The organism is Mesorhizobium sp. WSM4807 (genome assembly GCF_055811615.1).
Window position 1 is genome coordinate 1 of record NZ_JBVVQY010000015.1, and the last position, 22,390, is coordinate 22,390.

The 22,390-nt window shown below is 62.2% G+C and carries 18 protein-coding genes and 1 pseudogene; 8 read left to right on the forward strand and 11 right to left on the reverse strand.

Annotation, left to right across the window (positions count from 1 at the left end; all coding sequences use genetic code 11):
* The first annotated feature begins 294 nt into the window (after positions 1-294).
* From AC0L3N_RS19830 to AC0L3N_RS19840, 3 genes are all read left to right on the forward strand, one after another.
* Entirely contained in the window at positions 295-2,004 is a 1,710-nt protein-coding gene (locus tag AC0L3N_RS19830) for an APC family permease (protein ID WP_473549153.1), read from the forward strand.
* 189 nt (positions 2,005-2,193) lie between these two features.
* Entirely contained in the window at positions 2,194-2,400 is a 207-nt protein-coding gene (locus AC0L3N_RS19835; RefSeq protein ID WP_473486021.1) for a GDCCVxC domain-containing (seleno)protein, read from the forward strand.
* Between the two features lie 83 nt (positions 2,401-2,483).
* Complete coding sequence (locus tag AC0L3N_RS19840) at positions 2,484-2,798, forward strand: putative quinol monooxygenase (RefSeq protein ID WP_473549154.1); 315 nt, start codon at positions 2,484-2,486, stop codon at positions 2,796-2,798.
* A 105-nt stretch (positions 2,799-2,903) separates the two neighbouring features.
* On the opposite strand, the gene AC0L3N_RS19845 is transcribed toward AC0L3N_RS19840, so the two are convergent.
* The 4 genes from AC0L3N_RS19845 to AC0L3N_RS19860 all read right to left on the reverse strand — a co-directional run bounded on the left by AC0L3N_RS19845 (position 2,904) and on the right by AC0L3N_RS19860 (position 9,687).
* On the reverse strand, positions 2,904-4,397 hold the full coding sequence (locus tag AC0L3N_RS19845; protein ID WP_473549155.1) for an aldehyde dehydrogenase family protein: 1,494 nt from the start codon (positions 4,395-4,397) through the stop codon (positions 2,904-2,906).
* Between the two features lie 65 nt (positions 4,398-4,462).
* Positions 4,463-7,609: an efflux RND transporter permease subunit gene (locus AC0L3N_RS19850; RefSeq protein WP_473549156.1), complete on the reverse strand. Its 3,147-nt coding sequence runs from the start codon at positions 7,607-7,609 to the stop codon at positions 4,463-4,465.
* A gap of 249 nt (positions 7,610-7,858) precedes the next feature.
* Positions 7,859-8,998, reverse strand: coding sequence for an efflux RND transporter periplasmic adaptor subunit (locus tag AC0L3N_RS19855; RefSeq protein WP_425294084.1), 1,140 nt, complete (start codon positions 8,996-8,998; stop codon positions 7,859-7,861).
* 71 nt (positions 8,999-9,069) lie between these two features.
* On the reverse strand, positions 9,070-9,687 hold the full coding sequence (locus AC0L3N_RS19860; RefSeq protein ID WP_123146932.1) for a TetR/AcrR family transcriptional regulator: 618 nt from the start codon (positions 9,685-9,687) through the stop codon (positions 9,070-9,072).
* Between the two features lie 274 nt (positions 9,688-9,961).
* Here AC0L3N_RS19860 and AC0L3N_RS19865 point away from each other — a divergent pair, with 274 nt between their 5' ends.
* Both AC0L3N_RS19865 and AC0L3N_RS19870 read left to right on the forward strand, forming a co-directional pair.
* Positions 9,962-10,315: a VOC family protein gene (locus tag AC0L3N_RS19865; RefSeq protein ID WP_123146931.1), complete on the forward strand. Its 354-nt coding sequence runs from the start codon at positions 9,962-9,964 to the stop codon at positions 10,313-10,315.
* 3 nt (positions 10,316-10,318) lie between these two features.
* Positions 10,319-11,299 carry a PhzF family phenazine biosynthesis protein gene (locus AC0L3N_RS19870; RefSeq protein WP_473549157.1) on the forward strand — a complete coding sequence of 327 codons (981 nt, stop codon included), beginning with the start codon at positions 10,319-10,321 and terminating at the stop codon, positions 11,297-11,299.
* A gap of 129 nt (positions 11,300-11,428) precedes the next feature.
* Here AC0L3N_RS19870 and AC0L3N_RS19875 read toward each other — a convergent pair whose 3' ends face one another.
* On the reverse strand, positions 11,429-11,947 hold the full coding sequence (locus AC0L3N_RS19875) for a DUF417 family protein (RefSeq protein ID WP_473549158.1): 519 nt from the start codon (positions 11,945-11,947) through the stop codon (positions 11,429-11,431).
* Between the two features lie 64 nt (positions 11,948-12,011).
* On the reverse strand, positions 12,012-12,422 hold the full coding sequence (locus AC0L3N_RS19880) for a YybH family protein (RefSeq protein WP_123146928.1): 411 nt from the start codon (positions 12,420-12,422) through the stop codon (positions 12,012-12,014).
* 243 nt (positions 12,423-12,665) lie between these two features.
* Here AC0L3N_RS19880 and AC0L3N_RS19885 point away from each other — a divergent pair.
* A pseudogene (locus AC0L3N_RS19885) lies at positions 12,666-12,776 on the forward strand (IS110 family transposase); the annotation flags it as partial.
* Positions 12,777-13,016: 240 nt separating this feature from the next.
* Here AC0L3N_RS19885 and AC0L3N_RS19890 read toward each other — a convergent pair.
* Positions 13,017-13,310, reverse strand: coding sequence for a hypothetical protein (locus AC0L3N_RS19890; protein ID WP_133254706.1), 294 nt, complete (start codon positions 13,308-13,310; stop codon positions 13,017-13,019).
* Between the two features lie 114 nt (positions 13,311-13,424).
* Complete coding sequence (locus AC0L3N_RS19895; protein WP_473549159.1) at positions 13,425-15,077, reverse strand: acyl-CoA synthetase; 1,653 nt, start codon at positions 15,075-15,077, stop codon at positions 13,425-13,427.
* Positions 15,078-15,366: 289 nt separating this feature from the next.
* Here AC0L3N_RS19895 and AC0L3N_RS19900 point away from each other — a divergent pair, with 289 nt between their 5' ends.
* A complete protein-coding gene (locus AC0L3N_RS19900; protein ID WP_473549160.1) occupies positions 15,367-16,332 on the forward strand; it encodes a sugar-binding transcriptional regulator in 966 nt (321 codons plus the stop codon).
* Between the two features lie 84 nt (positions 16,333-16,416).
* Complete coding sequence (locus AC0L3N_RS19905; RefSeq protein WP_473549161.1) at positions 16,417-18,471, forward strand: bifunctional aldolase/short-chain dehydrogenase; 2,055 nt, start codon at positions 16,417-16,419, stop codon at positions 18,469-18,471.
* A 70-nt stretch (positions 18,472-18,541) separates the two neighbouring features.
* Here AC0L3N_RS19905 and AC0L3N_RS19910 read toward each other — a convergent pair whose 3' ends face one another.
* From AC0L3N_RS19910 to AC0L3N_RS19920, 3 genes are all read right to left on the reverse strand, one after another.
* Entirely contained in the window at positions 18,542-19,597 is a 1,056-nt protein-coding gene (locus AC0L3N_RS19910) for a substrate-binding domain-containing protein (protein ID WP_473549162.1), read from the reverse strand.
* A gap of 61 nt (positions 19,598-19,658) precedes the next feature.
* Positions 19,659-20,678 carry an ABC transporter permease gene (locus tag AC0L3N_RS19915; protein ID WP_473549163.1) on the reverse strand — a complete coding sequence of 340 codons (1,020 nt, stop codon included), beginning with the start codon at positions 20,676-20,678 and terminating at the stop codon, positions 19,659-19,661.
* A 35-nt stretch (positions 20,679-20,713) separates the two neighbouring features.
* Positions 20,714-22,255: a sugar ABC transporter ATP-binding protein gene (locus tag AC0L3N_RS19920; RefSeq protein ID WP_473549164.1), complete on the reverse strand. Its 1,542-nt coding sequence runs from the start codon at positions 22,253-22,255 to the stop codon at positions 20,714-20,716.
* Between the last annotated feature and the right edge of the window lie 135 nt (positions 22,256-22,390).

Sequence of the window (22,390 nt, forward strand, 5' to 3'; positions counted from 1 at the left end):
GAACCCCCTCGCGCACAATGCGCAAAACTGTTCGCGATGTCCTCGCACACCTGTTCGCGATGTCCCCAGTCCAAACACCCTTGTGGGAGAAGGTAAGAGCATGTCCGACATCTGCGATGTGCATAGCTTCACAAAAACGCTTGACGTGAAAGCGTGACGCGTCAATCTTCACTCCCAAGAAAAAAATACTACTGAGCGGAAAACGCCCGAAATCGTTCAACGCGTGCGGCGGTGACGCATCGCGAAGTGTCGGCCGTCGCCGATGGGGAACATCAAAATGGGGAATTCACGTAAATGAGCACGATAGTCTCTGCCTTGGTGCCGGCTGCCGAAGGGAAGCTGCACCGGAACATCGATTGGCGCGGCGCCTTCTGGGTGGCAAGCGGCGTTCCTGCCCTTGTCCTGTTTTCGATCGGCGGCATTGCCGGCACGACCGGCAAGCTGGCCTTCCTGATCTGGACCGTGTCCATGATCATGGGCTTCCTGCAATCCTTCACCTATGCGGAAATCGCCGGCCTGTTTCCGAATAAGTCCGGCGGCGCCTCGATCTATGGCGCCACCGCCTGGCTGCGTTATTCTAAGTTCATCGCGCCGCTTTCGGTGTGGTGCAATTGGTTCGCCTGGTCGCCGGTGCTGTCGCTCGGCTGCTCGATCGCCGCCGCCTACATCCTCAACGCGCTGGCGCCGGTGCCGCTGTTTACCGACACCTCACCGGAAGTCGCCGCCTATATCGCCGCTAATACGGGGACCAGTGCCGCCGACGCCATCACGGCGGTGAGCGCGGCCGCCACACCGGCGATCCGCAACTGGACGCTCTACGGGCACACGCTGGGCCCGGTCTCCTTCACCTTCAACGCCACCTTCTTCATCGGTGCGGTGCTGATGCTGATCATCTTCTCCATCCAGCATCGCGGCATCCTTGGCACCGCCAATGTGCAGAAATATATCGGCCTGTTCGTCATCATTCCGATGCTGATCGTCGGCGTCGTGCCGATCCTCACCGGCCAGATCGACTGGGCGAATTTCTCGCCGCTGGTGCCGCTCGCGGCCGCCTATGCGCCCGAGCCCGGGGCGTGGAACATCGCCGGCTGGACGCTAGTTCTCGGCGGTATGTTCATCGCCGCCTGGTCGACCTACGGTTTCGAGACCGCCGTCTGTTACACCTCCGAGTTCAAGAATCCCGGCACCGACACCTTCAAGGCGATCTTCTATTCCGGCCTGCTGTGCATGCTGCTGTTCATCCTGGTGCCGTTCACCTTCCAGGGCGTGCTCGGCTTGAACGGCATGCTGGCGACCCCGATCGTCGACGGCTCCGGCGTTGCCGACGCACTGGCCGGCATGGTCGGTGGCGGCCAGCTGATCCATAGCCTTCTGGTGATGCTGATGATCCTGGCCCTGGTGCTGTGCATCATGACGGCGATGGCGGGGTCCTCGCGCACGCTTTACCAAGGTTCCGTCGACGGCTGGCTGCCGCGCTATCTCAGCCATGTCAACGAACACGGCGCCCCGACCCGCGCCATGTGGACCGACCTGATCTTCAATCTGTTCGTGCTGGCCATCGCTTCGGCAGATGCAACCAGCTTCTTCTTCATCCTCGCCGTGTCGAATTGCGGATACATCATCTTCAACTTCCTCAACCTCAATGCCGGCTGGATCCATCGCATTGACAACGGCCATTTCGCGCGGCCGTGGAAGGCACCGAGCTGGCTGCTCGGCGTCGGCGCCATCTTTTCCTATGTCAACATGATCTTCATGGGCGCCGGCGCCAAGGTCTGGAACCCGATGGCGCTGTGGGCAGGACTGATCACGGCTGCCCTGATCATCCCGGTGTTCTGCTTCCGGCATTACATCCAGGACAAGGGCAAATTCCCCGACCACATGCTGGCTGATCTCGGCATGAAATCGTCCGATCTCGCCGTCAGAAAGGCGGGCATCCTGCCCTACCTGACGTTGATCGCCGGCGTCGCTGTGATGCTGCTCGCCAACTGGCTGTTCGTCATCTGATATTGGCCTGAAAGGATCGAGTGCGGACCGGCGCGCTCGATCCGATTTGCTTCCAGAGGCTCGTCGCAAGCTCGCTCACTGGAAGCTCGCGATCGCGAGGTCGGGTAGTGTCTCAGTTTGAAATTTGACGCCGCGCTTGTCGCGATCCGGGCCGAACTCCTATATGCTTAGCGGAAAGCATTGGCGGCAATGAAGCTTGAGAGCACCATCACTTGCCCGGACTGTGGGCACCAGTCTGTGGAAACGATGCCGACCGACGCCTGCGTTCACTTCTACGAATGCAAAAACTGCAGGGTACTCCTGAAGCCCTTAGCCGGCGATTGCTGCGTTTTCTGCTCATATGCCGATCTGCCGTGCCCGCCGCTTCAGGAGAGTAGCCATGCCAACCGGATCTAAAGGCCAGAAGCGCCCCGCCGACGTGATCGGCAACGCCGTCCGCGTCATGCGCATTGCGACCGGTACAAGAAGCGGAATAGCGAATGATTGTCAGGATAGCAGAACTGGAGATCGATCCCGACCAGATCGAGGCTTACGGCGCACTCCTATCAGAAGAGATTGAAGCCTCGGTGCGGCTAGAACCTGGGGTCATCTTCCTGTACGCGCTGTCGGTCAAGGGAAGCCGCGATAAGGTGCTGGTGATTGAAGGCTACGCTGATCAAGCGGCCTATGAGGCGCACCTCACCACGCCACATTTTCTCAATTACAAGACTCAAACTGCCGACATGGTGAGATCGCTTCGGCTAATCGAGACGGACCCGATCTCGCTCAAAGCGAAAAATCAGATTTCAAACTGAGACACTACCCGAGCAACGACCCGCCGCCGAGGCGGGTTTTTTGTTTCAGGCTTTGCCGGCATCTTGGCGGTCAGCGCCGCGGTGGAGGATTGGCAGGCGGATCGCTCAATCGATCTTGATGAACACGCCCTTGGTGTTGAGATACTCGTCGAGGTGCTCGGCACCGCCCTCGCGGCCATAGCCGCTCATCTTGTAGCCGCCGAAAGGCACGGCCGGATCTATGGCGTGATAGGTGTTCACCCAGACCGAGCCGGCGCGGATTTTTCGCGATAGCTGGTGCGCGGTGGCGACATTGCGGGTGAAGACCCCCGCTGCAAGACCATAAGGCGTGTTGTTGGCTCGCTCGACCGCCTCATCGAGCGTGTCGAACGGCAGTGCCGAAATGACCGGCCCGAAGATCTCCTCGCGCGCGATCTTCATGTCGTCCGAAACGCCGGCAAAGACGGTCGGCGCGACGAAATTGCCGGCGGCCAGCGCACCCTCCACAACGCGAGTGCCGCCGGTAACGAGGGTCGCGCCCTCCGCCGTGCCGGCTTCGAGATACGCGGCGACCCGTTGCAGCTGCTTTTCGGAGACGAGCGGGCCGATCTCGGTTGCCGGATCGATGCCGTCGCCGATCCTGAGACCCTCGGCATAGGCCGCCAGCCGCTCGACGAACTCGTCATGGATGGAGCGTTCGACGAACAGGCGCGAGCCGGCGATGCAGATCTGGCCGGAATTGGCGAACACCGACATCGCCACCACCGGCACCGCTTTGTCGAGATCGGCGTCGGCGCAGACGACGACCGGCGACTTGCCGCCGAGCTCCAGCGAGACGCGCTTGAGGTTGCCGGCCGAGGCGCGGACGATCGACTGGCCGGTTGCCGTCGAGCCGGTGAAGACAATCTTGTCGACGCCCATATGCTCGGCAAGTGCCGCACCTGCCTCGGCGCCGGTGCCGGTCACGATGTTGACGACACCTGGCGGGACGCCGGCCTCGTTCATGAGGTCGGCGATCAGAAGCGGCGTCAGCGGCGCCTCTTCCGAAGGTTTCAGCACCACCGTGCAGCCGGTCGACAGCGCCGGCCCGATCTTCCAGATCGAAGCGGCCGTCGGTGCGTTCCACGGGATGATGGCGCCGACGACGCCGACCGGCTCCCTGCGGGTGAAGGAAACGATTTCGCCCGGCAGCGAGTTCTCGATCGTCTCGCCATGCAGGGACGTCGCCATGCCGGCGTAATAGCGCAACATGCCAATGACGCGGTTGCGGTTGGCGCGGGTGCGCATGATCGGCATGCCCATGTCGGTCGTGTCCGACCGGCTGATCTCGTCCCAGTGTTTTTCGAAGAGGTCAGCGATCCTGAGCAGCAGCACCTGCCGCTCATAGGACTTATACCGGCTCCACGGCCCGTCGAAGGCCTTGCGCGCCGCGGAGACGGCCAGATCGATATCCTGGCGGTCGCCGCGCGGCACCGTGGCAATGACCGCGCCGGTGGCTGGATTGCGGGTTTCCATGGTGCGGCCCGAGCGGGCGTCGACCCAGGCGCCATCGACGAACATCTGGCGGTGGCGTCCGTCGATCGGCCGGCGCAGCGCCACCGGTGTCTGAGCTACGGTCATGATGTCCTCCTGCGCTCCTGCCGGTGGGCGGATTTAACCCCTGGACGTCACATCTGCCAACAGCTCTATTCGGCGGCCAGAGCCAGTCGCGGCCTGTCGTCGTTTTCTGCCAGCTCCGGCTCGGCCGCCTGCTCCGCATCTTCGGCCTTCTTGCGCTCCCTGCCGAAGAACAAGGCATAGCCTGCCGGAAGGACGAGGATGGTGAGCACGGTGGCGACGAGGATTCCGCCCATCATGGCATAGGCGAGCGGACCCCAGAAGACGCCGCGCGAAATCGGGATCAGCGCCAGGACCGCCGTCAACGCCGTCAGCATGATCGGCCGGAAACGGCGGACCGCCGAGCCGATGATGGCCTCCGAGCGTTCCATGCCGGCCGCGATATCCTGGTCGATCTGGTCGACCAGGATGATCGAGTTGCGCATGATGATGCCGAGCAGCGCGATCACGCCGAGGATGGCGACGAAGCCGAACGGTGCGCCACTGATCAAAAGTGCCGCCGCCGCGCCGATGATGCCGAGGGGACCGGTCGCCAGCACCAGCATCGCTTTGCCGAAGTGCTGAAGCTGGATCATCAGCAGCACGACGATGACGGCCAGCATGATTGGAGCTTTCGCAGCAATGGAGGCCTGGCTTTCGGCCGAATCCTCGGCGCCGCCCTGGATCTCGATGTTGTAGCCGGGTGCCAGACCGTCGCGCAGGCCTTGCATTTCGCTGTACATCTTCATGACGACATCGTTCGACTGCACGCCATCCGGCAGCGTGGCACGCACGCTGATGGTCGGCAGGCGGTCGCGCCGCCATTCGACGCCTTGCTCCAGCACCGGGACGACCTTGGCGACCTGCGACAGCGGCACGAAGCCACCGAAATCCGTCGGGACAGAGACCGAGTCGACCGCCGACAGCAGGTGGCGGCTCACCGCCGGTTCCCGGGCGACGATCGAAACGGTCTCCTCGCCGTCGCGGAAATCATCGAGCGGCGCCCCCGACATGCTTGCCTGCAGCACCTGGCGGATGCGCTGCGAGGTGACGCCGAGCGCCCGGGCGCGATCCTGGTCGATCACCAGCTTCATCTCCGGCACCGGCTCCAGCCAGTCGTCGTGAACGGCCTCGAGCAGCGGATTTGCCTGGAACTTCGCCTTCACCTCGTCGGCGATGCGGCGCACCTCCTGGCGATCCGGGCCCATGACGCGCATCTGCACCGGCCAGCCCGTGGGTGGCCCGAGGAACAGGCGGTCGACCTTGGCCCGGACCGACGGGAAATCCTCGGCCAGAATGGTGCGCAGCTTGACGATCAGCCGTTCGCGGGCCGGTTCGTCATTGGCCATCACCAGAAGCTGGGCGAAGTTCGGATTGCGAAGCTGCTGGTCGAGCGGCAGGAAGAAGCGCGGCGCGCCCTCACCGATATAGGTGGCGATGAAGCGCTTGTCCTTGTCGTCCATCATCCTGGTTTCGAGCGCCTTGGCCTGCGTCTCGACTTCCTTGATGCTGGTGCCCTCCGGCAGCCAGAGGTCGACAAGGATTTCCGGACGCGATGACTGCGGGAAGAAATTCTGCGGGATGAACTGGAACGCCCACAGGCTGGTTGCGAAGGTCACCAGTGTCATGACCAGCACGATGATGCGGTGGCGCACGGACCAGCCGACGGTGGCGCGAAGCCGGCGGTAAAAGGGCGTATCAAAAACATCGTGATGGCTGCCGGCGTGTTTTCGCTGCTTGAGGATCATATGACCAAGCCACGGCGTGAAGTAGACCGCCACGAACCAGGAGACGACCAGCGCGATGCCGACGACGTAGAACAGCGTGCGTACGTATTCACCGGCCGTCGAGGCCGCGAAGCCGACCGGAATGAAGCCGGCCGTGGTGATCAGCGTGCCGGACAACATCGGGAAGGCCGTCGAGGTATAGGCGAAGCTCGCCGCCTCGACCTTGACCAGTCCTTCCTCGAGCTTGCGCTCCATCATTTCGACGACGATCATCGCGTCGTCGACGAGCAGGCCGAGCGCGATGATCAGCGCGCCGAGCGAAATGCGCTGCAGATCGATGCCGATCTCGTACATGATGGCGAAGGTGGCGGCCAGAACGAGCGGAATGGTGATCGCGATCACCAGGCCCGAACGCCAGCCGATCGTCAGGAACGAGACGACAAGCACGATCAACAGCGCCTCGCCAAGCGCTTCCATGAACTCGGTCACCGCTTCCCTGACGACTTCCGGCTGGTCGGCGATCTGATCGACCGAAACGCCGTAAGGCAACGCCTCTTCGAAGCGGTGATAGGTCGCCTCAACCTCCTTGCCGACATCGGTGACGTTGAAGCCCTTGGCCATGACGACACCAACCTGGACACTGTCGTGGCCGTTGAAGCGGTATTTGCGCTGATAGGGGTCTTCGAGGCCTGTGGTCACGGTGGCGATGTCGCCGAGGCGCGTCACCTGGTTGCCGGCGCGCAGGCGAAGTTCGCGAATGTCGGCCGCCTCCGTCACGTTGCCTTCGACCGAGATGCGCACCGAACGCTGGCCGGTGTCGACCGAGCCTGCCGGATCGACATTGTTCTGGCCCTTGATCGCGTTCTGCAGATCGGTGAGCGTCAGGCCACGCTCGGCTAGCACCTTGGACGAAACGTCGATGTAGAGTTTTTCCGGCTGGTCGCCGATGATCACGGCCTTTTCGACGCCAGGCGTCGTCAGCAGCATGTCACGCGCCTGGATGGCTAATTTCTTCAGCTCGGGATAGCTGTAGCCATCGCCGCTGATCGAATGCAAGGTGATGAAAGTGTCGCCGAACTCATCGTTGAAGTAGGGCCCGAGCAGCCCCTGAGGCAGCTCATTGGCGATGTCGCCGACCTTCTTGCGCACCTGGTAAAAGGCATCCGCGACTTGCGTGGGATTGGTGTCGCCTTCCACCTGCAAGGTGATGATGGCGCTGCCGGCGCGCGTGTAGGAACGGACGAAATCGAGATGCGGGGTTTCCTGCAGCTTGCGCTCGATTTTGTTGACGACCTGGTCCTCCATCTCCTGGATCGAGGCCCCCGGCCAGACAGCCTGGACGACCATGACGCGGAAGGTGAAGTCCGGGTCTTCCTTCTGGCCCATGCGCATCAGGCCGAGCGCACCGGCAACGATGATCAAGCCGAACAGGAACCGCGCAATGCTCGGGTGCCCGATTGCCCAGCGCGAAAGATTGAAGGGCCGCTTTTCATTGGTGTCGGTGGTCATAGCGCCAGTCCATTTGTCTGATCGTCAGCGCACGCACACGGCATGCCCACGGAGCTTCTAATGCTGGCTTCCGGGCGGCGAGGCTTTCCGAGCGGAGAGACACTCATCGCGGTGGGACGCAAGGATCGATGTGGGGGGTTACATCGACCTGACGTCTCGACAATCGGGCACCCTGCCGCCCGGAAACCATGAACCGCTTGACCTCGCGGCTTGCGCCGATGCGAGGAAAAGCCGTTTTATTCTTGGCCGTCAGCGCACGCGCTTGGCGACGTCGCCATCATCGTCCGCCGATGCGGACTGTTGCACCGCATCGCCGGGCAGCTTGACCTTGAGATTTTCGGCCATGAATTGCGTGCCCGCCGCAACGACGACGTCGCCGGGTTTCAATCCTTCGGCAACATGCACGCCGTCGGCGGTGAACTCGGCGACCTTGATCGGACGCGCATGGACGGTCTCGCCGTTGCGGTCCACGGTCCAGACGATCTGCTGGCCATCTTTTTGCGCCAGTGCGCTCAACGGGATCGATACGCTTTGCGGGCTGCTGTTGGCCGCCGAAGCCTCGATGTTCGCGGTCATGCCGAGAAGCACGCGCGGATCGTTGGGCAGGCTGACGCGAACGGCAAAGGTACGCGACTGCTGATCGGCGCTGCCGGCGACTTCACGGACCTTGCCGTCGAGCGTCAACGCATCGTCGGACCAGAAGCTTGCCTTGACATTCTTGCCCGGCTTGAACTGGGCGATATCCATTTCCGGAACGGCGATCAGCACTTCCTTTTCGCCATCAACGGCAACCGTCACAACCGGCGTGCCGGAGCCGACCACCTGACCGACATCGGCGGCGACTGATGTGACGATGCCGCTCCTGTCCGCCTTGAGGTCGGTGTAGAGGACCTGGTTTTTCGCCTGGTCTAGCGCTGAGCGGGCGGAATTTCGGGTGGCGACCGCCTGATCATAGCTGAGCGTCGCCTGTTCGAGCTGCGATTTCGATGCAAAGTTCTTGGCAAACAACTGTTCGGCACGACGGCGGGCAAGGCCTGTCGTCTCGACCTGCCGCTCGGCCGCCTCGAGGCTGGCCTCGGCGCTGTTGACTGAAAGGTCGTAGTCGGCGGGATCGATGCGGGCAAGAACATCGCCCGGCTTCACGCGCTGGCCGATGTCGACCAAGCGCTCGGTGATCTTGCCGTTGATGCGGAAGCCAAGGTTCATCTCGGTGCGGGCGCGCACCGATCCGGAGTAGGAAAGCTCTCGGGTATCGTTCGCCTTGGCGATCTCGACGACCTTGACCGGCCGGACGATGTCCTTGACTTCCACTTTTTCTTGCGAGCAGCCGGCGAGCCCAAGCGCCGCGACGACGACCAGAGCCGGACCAATGGCCGGCAGCCTGTTCATGATGGATTTGGACAAAGGCACTTGCGTACTCCCGAACTGGATATGGATTGTCGACGACCGGCGGACGCCGGTCATTTCTTCAAGGCCCTGATCGCAAACTCGATAAGCTCGTCCGGCATCGCCCGATTCTTTTTGGCAAGGCACTGGGCGACCATCTGCGGATGACAGAGGGTGATGATAGCGGCGCTGAAACACCGCGAAGCGACTTCCGGGTCCTGATCGGCAAACTCGCCGGTTGCGATACCGTCGCTGATCACCTCCGCCACCAAGCCGCGGATCCTGTCGATATGCTTCTCGATGACATGCCAATCGCGTTCGATGGCAACGACGACCATTTCGTGCACCTTCTCCTGGTCGAGCATGGTGTCGCGGGTCCACTGATAATGAGTTTGAACGTAGCGGCGAAGCTTTTCGCTGGCTGTTCCGGGACCATGGCAGGCGTCGTAGGTCAGTTGGTAGCAGGTAGCGAGCATGCGGCCGCAAACGGCCTGGTGGATTTCGACCTTGGAGGCGAAGAAACGGTAGATGTTGGCCGTCGACATGCCGAGTTCACGAGCTATGTCGGCGACGTTGGTCTTGCCATAGCCGTAGTGGCGGAACAGCCGCTCTGCGCAATCGAGGATGCGCGCGACATTCTCCTGCCGGACCACGTCGGCCGCCGTATCGAGGGTATCAAGGGTATCATTCATCGTGTTTCATTAGCTCAATTACGAGTGACGAATTTTGAATTTCGTCACTCGTAATTCGAAATCGCCCGCCTGTCAACTGCGACATTATCCGTCTTGGGCGACTGGTGACATCTGTTGACACAACTTGGGCGTGAACAGCGTTAATGAAGCCTGCTGCGGGCCGTGCACGGGCCACCCGCCAGGCTCAGGTGATCGGGCGCCTTATTTTATTCAAGACGTGCTCCGCGGCGCGCAGCAATGCGTTATCATCCAAGCCGCGGAAAGGAGAGTTGGGATGACCGTGCTGCGCATCGTCTCGAATATCGCCACAGACAGCATTCCGGATGTTCGGAAGTTCTATACCGACTTGTTCGGGCTCGATGCCGTCATGGATCACGGGTGGCTCGTCACGCTGGCGTCCAGCGAAACCACCATCCCCCAGATCAGCATCGCCAGCGAGGGCGGCTCAGGCGCGCCGGTGCCCGATCTGTCGATCGAGGTCGACAATGTCGACGCGGTTTATCTTCGCGCAAACGAGATCGGTTGCAGACTGGTCTATGATTTGACCGACGAACCGTGGGGCGTAAGACGTTTCTTCATTGCCGACCCGACCGGCAAACTGCTCAACGTGCTCTCGCATCTTCGCTAGAGATTGTTCTGCAATGCAGGACATTGGCAACCGTCCAAACATTCAGCCGAACGACTGAAACGGGCCCGCAGGTCATCGGAGGAAACCATGAGCAGAACAATTCCATTTCATTTCGTCGATGTCTTCGCGGTAGAGCCGCTGACGGGCAATTCACTTGCGGTGGTCGACGGCGGTGGCGAGTTGGCGCTCGAGATCATGCAGAACATTGCACGTGAGTTCAACCAGTCCGAGACAACCTTTGTGCTACCGGCGACCCGGGAGGACGCCGACTGGAAGTTGCGCTCTTTCACGCCGAAAGGCGTAGAGGTTTTCGGTGCTGGCGGCCACAACACGCTAGGGGCTTGGTGGTGGCTCGCTGCAGCGGGGCGGCTCGATCTGGGCGATGGGCCAACATGGTTTCACCAACAGATCGGCGACTTGGTGTATCCATTGGCTATCTGGCAAAGCCAAGGGAAACTCGAAAAGATCATTATGCAGCAAGAAGCCCCAGCGGCCGGCCGGCAGCTCTCAAACCTTGGCGCTCTTGCCACGGCACTCGGCCTTGATACTGAAGAAATAGCGGCTGAGGTCGTGCCTTGCCAGGTGGTCTCGACCGGTGCTGCCCATCTCCTGGTGCCGATCCGCGATCGCGAAGCCGTCGACCGGATTTCGCCGGATGCCAAACAGCTTTTCGACCTGCTCAACCAGATCGGCGGGGAAGGCTGCTACGTCTTCTCACTCGATCCACGGCTGCCCGAAACCACGGCGTATGCACGCTTTTTCAACCCGACTGTTGGCATTTCCGAGGATCCGGCAACCGGTACGGCGGCTGGTCCGCTCGCCGCACATCTCGTTGCACACGGTCTTGCACAGCCCGGCGTAATCAAGATCGAGCAAGGCACGGCGCTCGGACGTACCAGCATCATCGAGGTAGATGTAGATGCCGGCTCAGTGAGCGTCTCTGGACGCGGCATTGTGGTGGCGAGCGGGGCGTTTTCGATCTAGTCGAAGGTGTAGTCCGGGTGGCCGCGCAGGCAGCGAAGCTGTGCCTGTCCCACGATGTCGCAGCAGGCGGAGCCCCGCCATTTGGCGCGGCTGTGCGGATGGCGTGGTCTGCCACTCGCCTGGATTCGCTTAGGTAGCGGATTTGTTTAATCTGTTCAGGCTTTCGCCCAGTACGACAATCGCGATGCCGAGCAGCGCAATGTCCTTGATCAGGAACTGACCGGCGGGACCGAGCGCGGGAAAGCCCAGCGTAGGCTCCCAGATCGGCAGGGCAACCATGATCGAACAGGTGACCAGGAAAATCAGGGCGGCCAATGCCCCGCCGGCGACACCGGCGCGCGTCGACCAGGGAGAGGCAATCAGGAGAAGCGCGGTCGCGATCTCGACGACGCCAAGCACATAAGAGGCACCGGCTTCACCAAATACGGGATACATCCAGGCGAGCCAAGGCGTGCCGCCGATCAGCGGCCTCAACGCCTCGATCTCAACAGCCGTGAACTTCATCCCGCCGATCATGAGAAGCGGCAGTATGACCCCGGTCAGGGCGACGATCCGCCCGGCTTTCCTGACCGCGGCGGCTTTTCGCGCCCATGGCCGAGGAAGGATCTCGTCTTGACCTTCAGGCTCTGATGTTCTGAGAACCGGCATGAGTTTCCTCCTCCGCCAATTGCACCACTCGCGCTGTCACGATCGCTTGACCCCGATGCGCTGCTCAGTCCGGCTTGTAAGGATACGAGTGATGCTCGTGAGCGATGATCCAAAGGTCACCTTCCTTCCGTAATCCGACGGTGAGCCGGAGGCGGGTTGCCGGGTCCTTTTCAAGCTCTTCCCTGGTGCCGCACCGCAGCAATGCGGTAGCAAAAGCAACCCGGTCGCCCGCCGTGACATCCAGCCGCTCGATCGCGAAAACGCCGCCCTGCTTGAAGTGCTCGAAGAACGGGCCCCAGCTATCGCGGTAGGCCTCAATTCCCCTGAGTTCGTTCGGGGGTGGGACATCGAACATCACAAGGTCCGTCGCGTGATCCGCAATGATTGTCTCCAGGTCTTGCTGCTGCACGGCATTCGCCCAACGCTCGATGAGCGCCTGGATGTGTGCCTCGGCGTCGCGCGCCGTGTTCTCCATTGGAATGCTCCTCCTGCTAATCTTCTTGGTTCTGTATCGAGGACGATCGGGAGGCGCTCGATCCGACACTGAGTGATCTTGTTTGCTCCGTTCAGCCGATCCAGCCGCTGCGAGGCAATCGCGGGAGCGATCCGCCAAGGCCGGAAGGTCACGGCATTGAAGAGCGGGTGGTTGTTCCCCGATAAGATGGAAATACGGGCTCACGACTGGACGCCGGGCCCAAGCATCGAACGGAGAACAACCATGAGCAAGTATATCGGGCTCGACATGCCGTTGAAAGAGGCGGCACTTTCTGTGCGGCGCGATCGCATGCGGATCTGGCGCGGTAAATGCCCGTCGGGACCGAGCCTGGTTGTGAGCTTGCGAGGTTGCAATTAATTGGCGCCCGAGCCGTGTCGAGGTCAATGTCCGTGCCCGCCTTCGACACTCGAAAGCAACAGCCGACCTTCGCGTCTTGGCGATGGCCGGCCGGCACCCTAAAGCGCGTCGCGTTTGACCGGGCACATGCGACGCGCTTTAGGTTATTGTTTTATGCACGTCGTTATCGCAAAACCGCTGCACACTTTTGCGCGACATGCATTAGAGCGACACGTTTTATCCCGCCGCTGTGCGAATGCAGCGCACATCACGCGGGCCGCTACGAGGGATATTTCCCTTTTTGCGCGCTCGCTCGAAGCGGCGATTGCATTCGCGACGCGCGCGATCGCAGGCGTTGTCCAGTTTGGCGGCGGAGGCGTATCCCTGTATTGCGAGTTTTCCGGTCACGACGCCATGACCGTCATGGTACAACCGATAATAGCATCCGGCGGCTTCAGCGGGTGCAATCGATCCAGAGACGATAACAAGGCCGAGGGCGGCTGTCCCGGCAAGCAAGAGTAAGCTCTTCATGTGTTCTATCCCCGATTTTGGATTACCTCCGCGACTGCGGAGTAATCGGAACACAGCTATGTCGTCGGGCACGACTGAAAGGTTCATTCATGCTGGATGCCAGCGGCGACTGGCTCAAAGCTGTGGTGCACTGGCCTTCGCCATCTCCCTCAGCCTGAACTTCTGGATCTTGCCGGTTGAGGTCTTCGGGATTTCGGCGAAGATCACCGCCTTCGGCACCTTGAAGCGGGCGAGCAGCGCGCGGCAGTGATCGATGATCTCGGCTTCGGTCGCCGTCCCGCCCGGCTTCAGCTCGACATAGGCGACCGGCACCTCGCCCCATTTGTCGTCGGGCCTGGCGACGACGCCGCAGGAGGCGACGGCAGGATGCTTGTAGAGCGCCTCCTCGACCTCGATCGAGGAGATGTTCTCGCCGCCGGAAATGATGATGTCCTTGGAGCGGTCCTTGAGCTGGATATAGCCGTCGGGATGCCTGACGCCGAGGTCGCCCGAGTGGAACCAGCCGCCGGCGAAGGTCTCGTCGCTCGCCTTGCGGTTCTTCAGATAGCCCTTCATGACGATGTTGCCGCGGAACATGACCTCGCCGATCGTCTCGCCGTCGGCCGGCGTCTCCTCCATCGTCTCGGGGTCCATCACTGTCAGATCCTCGAGCGCGGCATAGCGCACACCTTGCCTGGCCTTCCTCGCCGCCCTGAGACCCTTGTCGAGCCCGTCCCACTCGCCATGCCATTCGTTGACGACGGCCGGGCCATAGGTCTCGGTAAGGCCATAGAGGTGAGTGACCGCAAAGCCTGCATCGGCCATGCCCGACAGCACTGCTTCCGGCGGCGGTGCCGCGGCCGTGCTGAAGGTGACCGTCTGCGGAAATTGCCGCTTGTCCTCGTCCCTGGCATTGATCAACACCGACATCACGATCGGCGCGCCGCACAGATGGGTGACGCCATGATCGGCAATGGCGTCATAGATCGGCTTCGGCCGCACCCAACGCAGGCAGACATGGGTGCCGGCCTGCACGGCCAGCGTCCATGGAAAGCACCAGCCATTGCAGTGGAACATCGGCAGCGTCCACAGATACACCGCATGCTTACCCATACTGGCATGGATGGTGTTGGCGTAGGCCATCAGTGCCGCACCGCGATGATGATAGACGACGCCCTTGGGATTGCCTGTGGTGCCGGAAGTGTAGTTGAGCGAGATCGCATCCCATTCGTCGTCCGGCATCGGCCAGGCGAAATCCTCGTCGCCACCCGCGACGAAGTTCTCGTAGTCGAGCGTGCCGATCCGCTCGCCCTTGGGATAAGGGGCATCAGTGGCGTATTCGGGATCGTCATAGTCGATGACCAGCGGTTTTACCTTAGCCAGCGCCAGCGCCTCGCTGACGACATTTGCGAATTCGCGATCGACGACAAGCACCTTGGTTTCGGCATGGTCGAGTTGGAAGGCGATGACCGCGGCATCGAGGCGGGTGTTGAGCGAATGCAGCACCGCCTTGATCATCGGCACGCCGAAATGCGCTTCCAGCATCGGCGGCGTGTTGGACAACATCACGGTGACGGTGTCGCCCTTGCCGATGCCGCGCCTCTGCAGCGCCGAGGCAAGCTTCAGCGACCGCCGCCAGAAATCACGATAGGTCGTGCGCTGGCGACCATGGATGATAGCGACATGATCGGGAAAGGTCTTTGCCGCCCGCTCGAGATAGCTGAGCGGCGTCAGCGGCTGGTGGTTGGCTGGATTCCTGTCGAGATCCTGTTCGTAGGGATTTCCCATCCCGTCCTCCCCTGGCGCATGCCCCCCAAAATCGGAATCGATTTTCGGGGGCATGCGCAAGATCAAAGTGTTACAGCGTCCTTTGCGCGTCCGAAAGGACGCGCGGCGCTGTAATGTCTGATCGAGACCTTCTACCCCACAGGCTTCCGGCCCGTCACCACCAACGATGCCACGATAGGGCGCATTTGGCACAATGATGATCTAGATAAAGCAAGCGAAAGGGCATCGTTTACCCTCGCTCGGTTTGACTTTTGTCGAGAGCCGTGAATAATGTCAGCAAGGAGATGGCATGGCGATCCGACCGGCAGAACAGCTTATTCACAAGGCCGCCTGGCTCTACTATGCCCACGGCTTGCGCCAGGACCAGGTGGCCAGCCAGCTCAAGATTTCCCGAGCCTCGGTCGCCATGTATCTGCGCAAGGCGCGCGAGACCGGCATCGTCAACATCTCGACCTCGACCCAGCTTTTCACCGACGATGTCCTGGCGCGCAAGCTTGAAGACGCGTTGAAGCTCGATGCCGTCTGGATAGCGCCGGAAAACGGCCATGTCGCCGATCCGTCGACCGACATCGCGGTGCTGGCGGCAAGCGTCTTTCTCGAACTGATCAAGAGGGGCGACCGCATCGGCGTCGCCTGGGGGCGGACCATCTATACGATCGCCGACATCATGTCCTATGCCGATCTGCAGGACGTCACGGTGGTGCAGCTCTGCGGAAATCTGGGAGCCCCCTATTCCTACCGGCCCGACCAATGCACCATGGAAATCGCACGCCGGCTCAACGCCAAGGGGCTCAATTTCTATGCACCGCTGGTGCTGACGACGGAAGAACTGGCGCGCGGCCTGCGCGCCGAGCCGGTGATCCGCGAGCAGTTGTCGGGCATCAGTGCGTGCAATCTGGCGCTTTACTCGGTCGGCACCGTCGACGCCGACAGCCATGTCGTCAAATGCGGCGCGCTGACGGCTAGCGAAATGGATGTGCTGCGCCGTGCCGGGGCTGCCGGCGTCATCGCCGGGCAGATCATCGACGCGCAAGGCAAGGCGCTCGACTGCAGCTACAACCGGCGGATCATTTCGGCGGAGCTGTCATCGCTGCGCAAGATTGAAAAGCGCCTCGTGGTGGTGCAGGAGGACAGCAAATTCGGACCGCTGGTGGCGGCGATCGCAGGTGGGCTGTGCACGCATCTGGTGGTCGGCGCTCGGATGGCGCGACGGCTGCTCGACCATGCCGGACCGGCAGCGGAAAAGGTCGCCTAGGCACGCAAACTCCGCCGCGGACGCATTGTCATCAAGGCGTCGCGGCATTCCTGTTTCACAACGAGCAAATCGGACGAAGCGAACATGAAGAACCTGTGGAACGACGGCGACGCGGAGAAGCTGGTTGCCGACTATGCAAAAAAGGGTGTGGCCCGCGACCTGGCGCTGCGCGTCTATACGACCAGGCTTCTGGGCGGCGAACCGCGGCTTGTCCTGCATGGCGGCGGCAACACCTCCTGCAAGACAAAGGCCACCGATCTCGTCGGCGACGAATGGGACGTGCTTTGCGTCAAGGGCAGCGGCTGGGACATGGGCGTCATCGAGCCGCAGGGCCTGCCGGCGGTCAAGCTCGGCGCGCTGCTCAAGGCGCGGTCGCTCAAAAAACTCTCCGACGAAGATATGGTCGCCCTGCAGCGGGTAAACCTCATCGATCCGTCTTCGCCCAACCCTTCGGTCGAGACGCTGCTGCACGCCTTCCTGCCGCATAAGTTCGTCGACCATACGCACTCGACCGCCATCCTGGCCATTGTCGACCAGGAGGACAGCGAGGCGCTGAGCAAGAAGGTCTTCGGCAGCAAGATGGGGTTCGTGCCTTACATCATGCCAGGCTTTGACCTGGCGAAGGCGGCGGCCGATGTTTTCGATGCCGACCCTACGGTCGAAGGCCTGATCCTCGACAAGCATGGCATTTTCACCTTCGGTGACGATGCCAAACAGGCCTATGACCGGATGATCCATTATGTGAACCTTGCCGAGGATTTCATCGCCAGCCACGGCAAGCCACGCACCGAAAAGGCGGCCTTGCCGGCCAGGCTGGCGAAGCCTGCAGACATTGCGCCGATGCTGCGCGGCGCGGTGGCGGTGGCGCGCGGCGAAGGCCGCTTCGACCGCATGATCAGCGATTTCCGCACCTCGGACGCGATCGTCGATTTCATCAATTCGGCTGACATTGCCGACTATGCCGGGCGCGGCGTGTCGACACCCGACCTGTCGATCCGCATCAAGACCGGACCGATGGCGCTGCCGGCGCCCGACGCGGACAAGGTCGGCGACTACAAACCCGTCATCCGCCAACATGTCGAGACGTTCGCCAACAACTATCGCACCTACTTCGAAACCAACGACGCGCTCGACGATGTGAAGCGCACGATGCTTGACCAGATGCCGCGGCTGACGCTGGTGCCGGGCCTCGGCATGTTCGGCCATGGCCGCACACTGAAGGACGCGAAGATCGCCTCCGACGTCGGCGAAATGTGGATCGAGGCGGTGCGCGGCGCCGAAGCGGTCGGCGATTTCCGTCCGCTGTCCAAAGCCGACCTGTTCCCGCTCGAATACTGGTCGCTGGAACAGGCCAAGCTCGCCGCCAATAAGCCGAAGCCGCTGACCGGCCAGGTTGTGCTGGTCACCGGCGGCGCCGGCGCAATCGGTGCCGCCACCGCAAAGCTGTTCGCCGACAACGGCGCCCATGCCGTCGTTGTCGATCTCGACGCGGCAAGGGCGACGGAAGCGGCGAAGAAGGCAGGCAACAGTTCGATCGGCATCGGCGCCGACATCACCGATCCGGCGCAGATGCGCGCTGCGTTCGACAAGGCGGTCGCCGTCTATGGCGGCCTCGACATTCTGGTCTCGAATGCCGGTGCGGCCTGGGAGGGCAGGATCGGTGAGCTCGACGACGCCACTTTGCGCAAGAGCTTCGAACTCAATTTCTTCGCCCACCAGTCGGCGGCGCAGAACGCGGTGCGCATCATGCTCGAACAGGGCACCGGCGGCGTGCTTCTGTTCAACACCTCCAAGCAGGCGATCAATCCGGGGCCGAAGTTCGGCGCCTATGGCGTCCCAAAGGCGGCGACGCTGTTCCTGTCCAGGCAATATGCCCTCGACTACGGCGCGCATGGCATCCGCTCGAATGCCGTCAACGCCGATCGCATCCGTTCTGGGCTTTTGACCGACGCCATGATCGCCAGCCGTTCGGGCGCGCGCGGCGTGTCGGAGAAGGAATACATGGCGGGCAACCTGCTCGGCCAGGAAGTGACGGCCGAAGACGTGGCCCAGGCCTTCCTGCATCAGGCGCTGGCCGAGCGGACCACCGCCGATGTGACGACGGTGGATGGCGGCAACATCGCGGCGGCGCTGCGGTAGGCTCAAGAACAGTCCAGACGCAAAAAGAGCGGCCCGAAAGCCGCGCTTTTCTTTTGCCTGCCGCAAAAAGCTATTTGGCGTTGGGGTTCGGCATCCAGGCCGGCATCGCGACATCGGCATGGGCGAACTGCGGCAGCTTGGCCGAGAGGTCTTCCATGTTCTTGATGTCCTTGTCGATCAGGTCCTTCTGGGTGATCAGCGTCGGCGGCACGATGACGTTATGGCCGGGGTCTTCGCCGGCCAAAAGCTGAGCCAGCGCGCGCACCGAGACCTGGCCGACGACAGCCGGATTGGTCGCGGCTGTTGCCGCCCAGGCGCTGTCGGGCTCGCGCATTGCGGCGATGTCGGAGGTCGAGATGTCGGCCGAATAGATCTTGATGTCCTGGGACAGACCGGCCTCGTCGACGGCGATCTTCACGCCCTTGGCGAATTCATCATAGGGCGCGAACATCACCTTGATGTCGGGGTTGGCCGACAGCACCGAGCGGGCCTGGTTGGCGACGGAATTGGCGATCGGATTGTCGAGAGTGCCGAACATCGCCGCCTCGTTGATTCCCGCATATTTTTTCTTGAAGTCGACCCAGGTCTCGTTGCGGCGGTCGAGCGGCGCGATGCCGGCGACGTAGACGTAGCCGGCCTTCCAGCTCTCGCCATTGTCCTTGATCGCCTGTTCGAGCGCGAGGCGCGCGAGGTCGCGGTCGGACTGCTCGATCTGCGGTATTTTGGGGTTTTCGACATTGACGTCGAAGGCGACGACCTTGATGCCGGCGTCGACCGCGCGCTGGGCGGCTTCCTTCATCGATTCCGTCAGTCCGTGCTGGATGATAATGCCCTGGACGCCGAGCGCGATGGCCTGGTCGACCATGTCTGCCTGAAGGGCAGCGTCCTGACGGCTGTCGAGGACGCGCAGATCGACGCCAAGCGCCTTGGCCTGCGCTTCGACGCCGGAAAGGTAGGCCTGGAAGAAGTCACCGGTCGAGAGATAGCGGACCAGCGCGATCTTGACGGCGCCGGGTTTGTCGAACGGCGCCGGCTTGTCCTGCGCCATCGCCGGGACCTGCATCAGCAGCGCGGCGCCGGCAAGCCCGAGTGCTGCCTTCGCCAAAAGTCTTCTTGTGATCTTCATGTTGTTTCCTCCACTTGTTGAACTCAAATTTCAGCCGGTCGAAATCCTATCTGTCGAAATCCTATCTCTTGCCCCTGCCGGAAAGGGCGAAGGTGAAGACAAGGGCAACCACGAGAACCAAGCCCTTGATGAAATCCTGCGTGTAGTAGGGCGCGTTCATCATCGTCAGGCCCTGCAGCAGCACGCCGACAAACACCGCGCCGACGGCCGTGCCGAAGGCGTTCGGCTTGGCGGCGCCGAGGACCGCGTAGCCGATGAGCGCCGCCGCCACTGCGTCGAGCAGGAGATTATTACCCGAGGCGATGTCGCCACGTCCAAGCCGCGCGGCGAGCAAAATGCCGCCGATCGAGGCAAAAACCCCTGAGATAACGTAGGCCCAGATTTTGTATGCCTTGACAGGCGCGCCGGCGAGTTCGGCAGCCCGTTCGTTGCTGCCGACCGCATACATCATGCGTCCGAAACGGGTGTATTCGAGAAAGAACCAGATCATCACTGCAAGCACGAGCAGGACGACCACCGAAACCGGGATGAGGTTCGGGATGAAGAAATCGAAGCGGTGGCGGCCGAGCGCCAGGAAGGCGGCGCCGAACGTGCCGTTGGCGACCGAGCCGTCGGGCATCGTCATGCCGGTGGCGATCGAGCGGCCCTCGGTCGGGATGCGTTGCAAACCGACGAGCAGGAACATCATGCCGAGCGTCGCCAGGAGATCCGGCACGCGCATATAGACGATCAGCCAGCCATTGATGAGCCCGACGATGGCGCCGATCGCGAGACAGGCGACAACCGCGACGACAGCGTTCTGCTCCAGCACCACCATGACATAGGCGGCCGCCATCATGGCGCTGGTGGCGACGGAGCCGATCGACAGGTCGAAGCCGCCGACGACCAGGGTGGCGGTGACGCCGAGCGCCAGCACGCCGGTGATAGCGACGGACTGAAAGATGAAGACGGCGCTCTGCGGCGAGACGAAGCCATCGGCGGCGACGGCGAAATAGGCGATCAACCCGAACAGCAGAACGATGAAGCCATAGCGAATGGCATGGTCGCGCGCCGCTGCCATCCTTACCCAACCCGAACTCATGCCCTCTCCATTCCACGTCCCATTATCTGCCCGCCTCACGCTGCGCTGTGCAGCGGCCCGCCCGCCACTTCGGCCAGCAGACGCTCGAGGTCGACGTCGGCGTTGCGATGTTCGCCAACGATCGTCTGCTCCGACATCACCAGGATGCGGTCGGCGGTCTCCAGCGCCTCGTCGAGTTCGGTGACGAACAGCAGCGTCGCACGGCCGTTCGCGCTCGCCCGCAGCTTGGCCGCGATATCGCGCCTGGCGGAAATGTCGACGCCCTGAAACGGCTCGTCCAGGATGAACAGTTTTGCGGCCTGCGACATCCAGCGCGCGACCATCACCTTCTGCTGGTTGCCGCCGGAAAGCGCCGACATTTCGTCCTTCTCCGAGCGGCAGACGATGCCCAGTTCCCGAATCTGCCGGCGGGCGGTGGCGCGCTCGATGCGGCGCTTGAGAACGCCCAGACGCGACATCCGCCTGTGGAACGGCAGGCTGATATTTTCCTGGATGTTGAAGTCGCCAACGATCCCGTTTTCGCCCCGGTCCTTGGCGACGAGAAATACGCCGGCGGCGATCGCCTCGCCTGTCGAACCCGGAGCATAGGGTTTGCCGTTCAGCATCATGGTGCCGGACAGCGGCTTGCGCACGCCAAACAGCGTCTCGGCGAGCGCGGTCTTGCCGACGCCGACGAGGCCGGTGATGGCAACGACTTCGCCGTCGCCGAGCGTCAGCGCGATCGGCCTGGCGCCTTGCGCAATGCGCAACCCGTCGATAGTCAGGACAGGCCTGGCCGAATTCCTGGCGACGATCCGGTCGAGGTGGATCTTGCGGCCGAGCATGGCGTTGACCGCGCCTTCATAGTCGAGCGGCTTGCGGTCGAAAACGCCTGAGATGACGCCGTCGCGCATCGAGACGATACGGTCGGCAAGCCGCCTGATGTCCGACATGCGGTGCGAGATGTAGAGGATTGCGACGCCGTGCTCGCGAAGCCTGTCGAGCAGCGCGAAAAGCCGGTCGGCCTCGGCGCTGGACAGAGAGGACGTCGGCTCATCGAGGATCAGCACTTTCGGCTGATGTGCCATGGCGCGGGCTATCGCCACCATCTGGCGGTCGGCCAGCGAGAGATCGCTGATCCGGGCTCTCAGGTCGATGGCCAGCCCCATGCGGTCGGCAACCGCCTTTGCCTCGCGACGCACCCGGCCCGGATTGAACAGGGTCGGCGCGCCGCTGCCGCTCAGCCTGTCGAGCGTCAAATTGGTGGCGACGTCGAGGTCGGCTACGACACCATCATTGATGTTTTGATGAACGGTGACGACACCGGCGCGTATCGCCTCCGCCGGCGTATTCGGCGCGAAATCCTGGAGCGCAAAGTCCTGGGGCGCGAAGTCGTGGCCGGCAAGGCTCATCGTGCCGCCGCCACGCTCGTAGACGCCGCTTATGATCTTGACCAGGGTGGATTTGCCGGCGCCGTTGGCGCCCATCAGCACGGTCACTTCACCGGCGTGCAAATCGAGCGAGACGCCGCCAAGCACCTCGATATGGCCAAAGGACTTCCTCAGGCCGTGCACGCGGAACACGGCATTATTGCCCATTCGTTTCTCCATGACCACGACGCTAGGGGCTGTTCCGGCAATTGTCAACACGATTGACAATTGCCAGAGAGCTTCCTAGCTTGGATCAACCGCCATGGCTCCACTATGATGGGAGCACATCAGCGGGAGGGTGAG

Excerpts from the sequence above, each read along its gene's own strand:
- AC0L3N_RS19895 (WP_473549159.1), bottom strand. The coding sequence starts at position 15,077 with ATGGGAAATCCCTACGAACAGGATCTCGACAGGAATCCAGCCAACCAC.
- AC0L3N_RS19850 (WP_473549156.1), bottom strand. The coding sequence starts at position 7,609 with ATGACCACCGACACCAATGAAAAGCGGCCCTTCAATCTTTCGCGCTGG.
- AC0L3N_RS19830 (WP_473549153.1), top strand. The coding sequence starts at position 295 with ATGAGCACGATAGTCTCTGCCTTGGTGCCGGCTGCCGAAGGGAAGCTG.
- AC0L3N_RS19875 (WP_473549158.1), bottom strand. The coding sequence starts at position 11,947 with ATGCCGGTTCTCAGAACATCAGAGCCTGAAGGTCAAGACGAGATCCTT.
- AC0L3N_RS19910 (WP_473549162.1), bottom strand. The coding sequence starts at position 19,597 with ATGAAGATCACAAGAAGACTTTTGGCGAAGGCAGCACTCGGGCTTGCC.
- AC0L3N_RS19860 (WP_123146932.1), bottom strand. The coding sequence starts at position 9,687 with ATGAATGATACCCTTGATACCCTCGATACGGCGGCCGACGTGGTCCGG.
- AC0L3N_RS19915 (WP_473549163.1), bottom strand. The coding sequence starts at position 20,678 with ATGAGTTCGGGTTGGGTAAGGATGGCAGCGGCGCGCGACCATGCCATT.
- AC0L3N_RS19920 (WP_473549164.1), bottom strand. The coding sequence starts at position 22,255 with ATGGGCAATAATGCCGTGTTCCGCGTGCACGGCCTGAGGAAGTCCTTT.
- AC0L3N_RS19900 (WP_473549160.1), top strand. The coding sequence starts at position 15,367 with ATGGCGATCCGACCGGCAGAACAGCTTATTCACAAGGCCGCCTGGCTC.
- AC0L3N_RS19865 (WP_123146931.1), top strand. The coding sequence starts at position 9,962 with ATGACCGTGCTGCGCATCGTCTCGAATATCGCCACAGACAGCATTCCG.
- AC0L3N_RS19880 (WP_123146928.1), bottom strand. The coding sequence starts at position 12,422 with ATGGAGAACACGGCGCGCGACGCCGAGGCACACATCCAGGCGCTCATC.
- AC0L3N_RS19890 (WP_133254706.1), bottom strand. The coding sequence starts at position 13,310 with ATGAAGAGCTTACTCTTGCTTGCCGGGACAGCCGCCCTCGGCCTTGTT.
- AC0L3N_RS19835 (WP_473486021.1), top strand. The coding sequence starts at position 2,194 with ATGAAGCTTGAGAGCACCATCACTTGCCCGGACTGTGGGCACCAGTCT.
- AC0L3N_RS19840 (WP_473549154.1), top strand. The coding sequence starts at position 2,484 with ATGATTGTCAGGATAGCAGAACTGGAGATCGATCCCGACCAGATCGAG.
- AC0L3N_RS19905 (WP_473549161.1), top strand. The coding sequence starts at position 16,417 with ATGAAGAACCTGTGGAACGACGGCGACGCGGAGAAGCTGGTTGCCGAC.
- AC0L3N_RS19855 (WP_425294084.1), bottom strand. The coding sequence starts at position 8,998 with ATGAACAGGCTGCCGGCCATTGGTCCGGCTCTGGTCGTCGTCGCGGCG.
- AC0L3N_RS19845 (WP_473549155.1), bottom strand. The coding sequence starts at position 4,397 with ATGACCGTAGCTCAGACACCGGTGGCGCTGCGCCGGCCGATCGACGGA.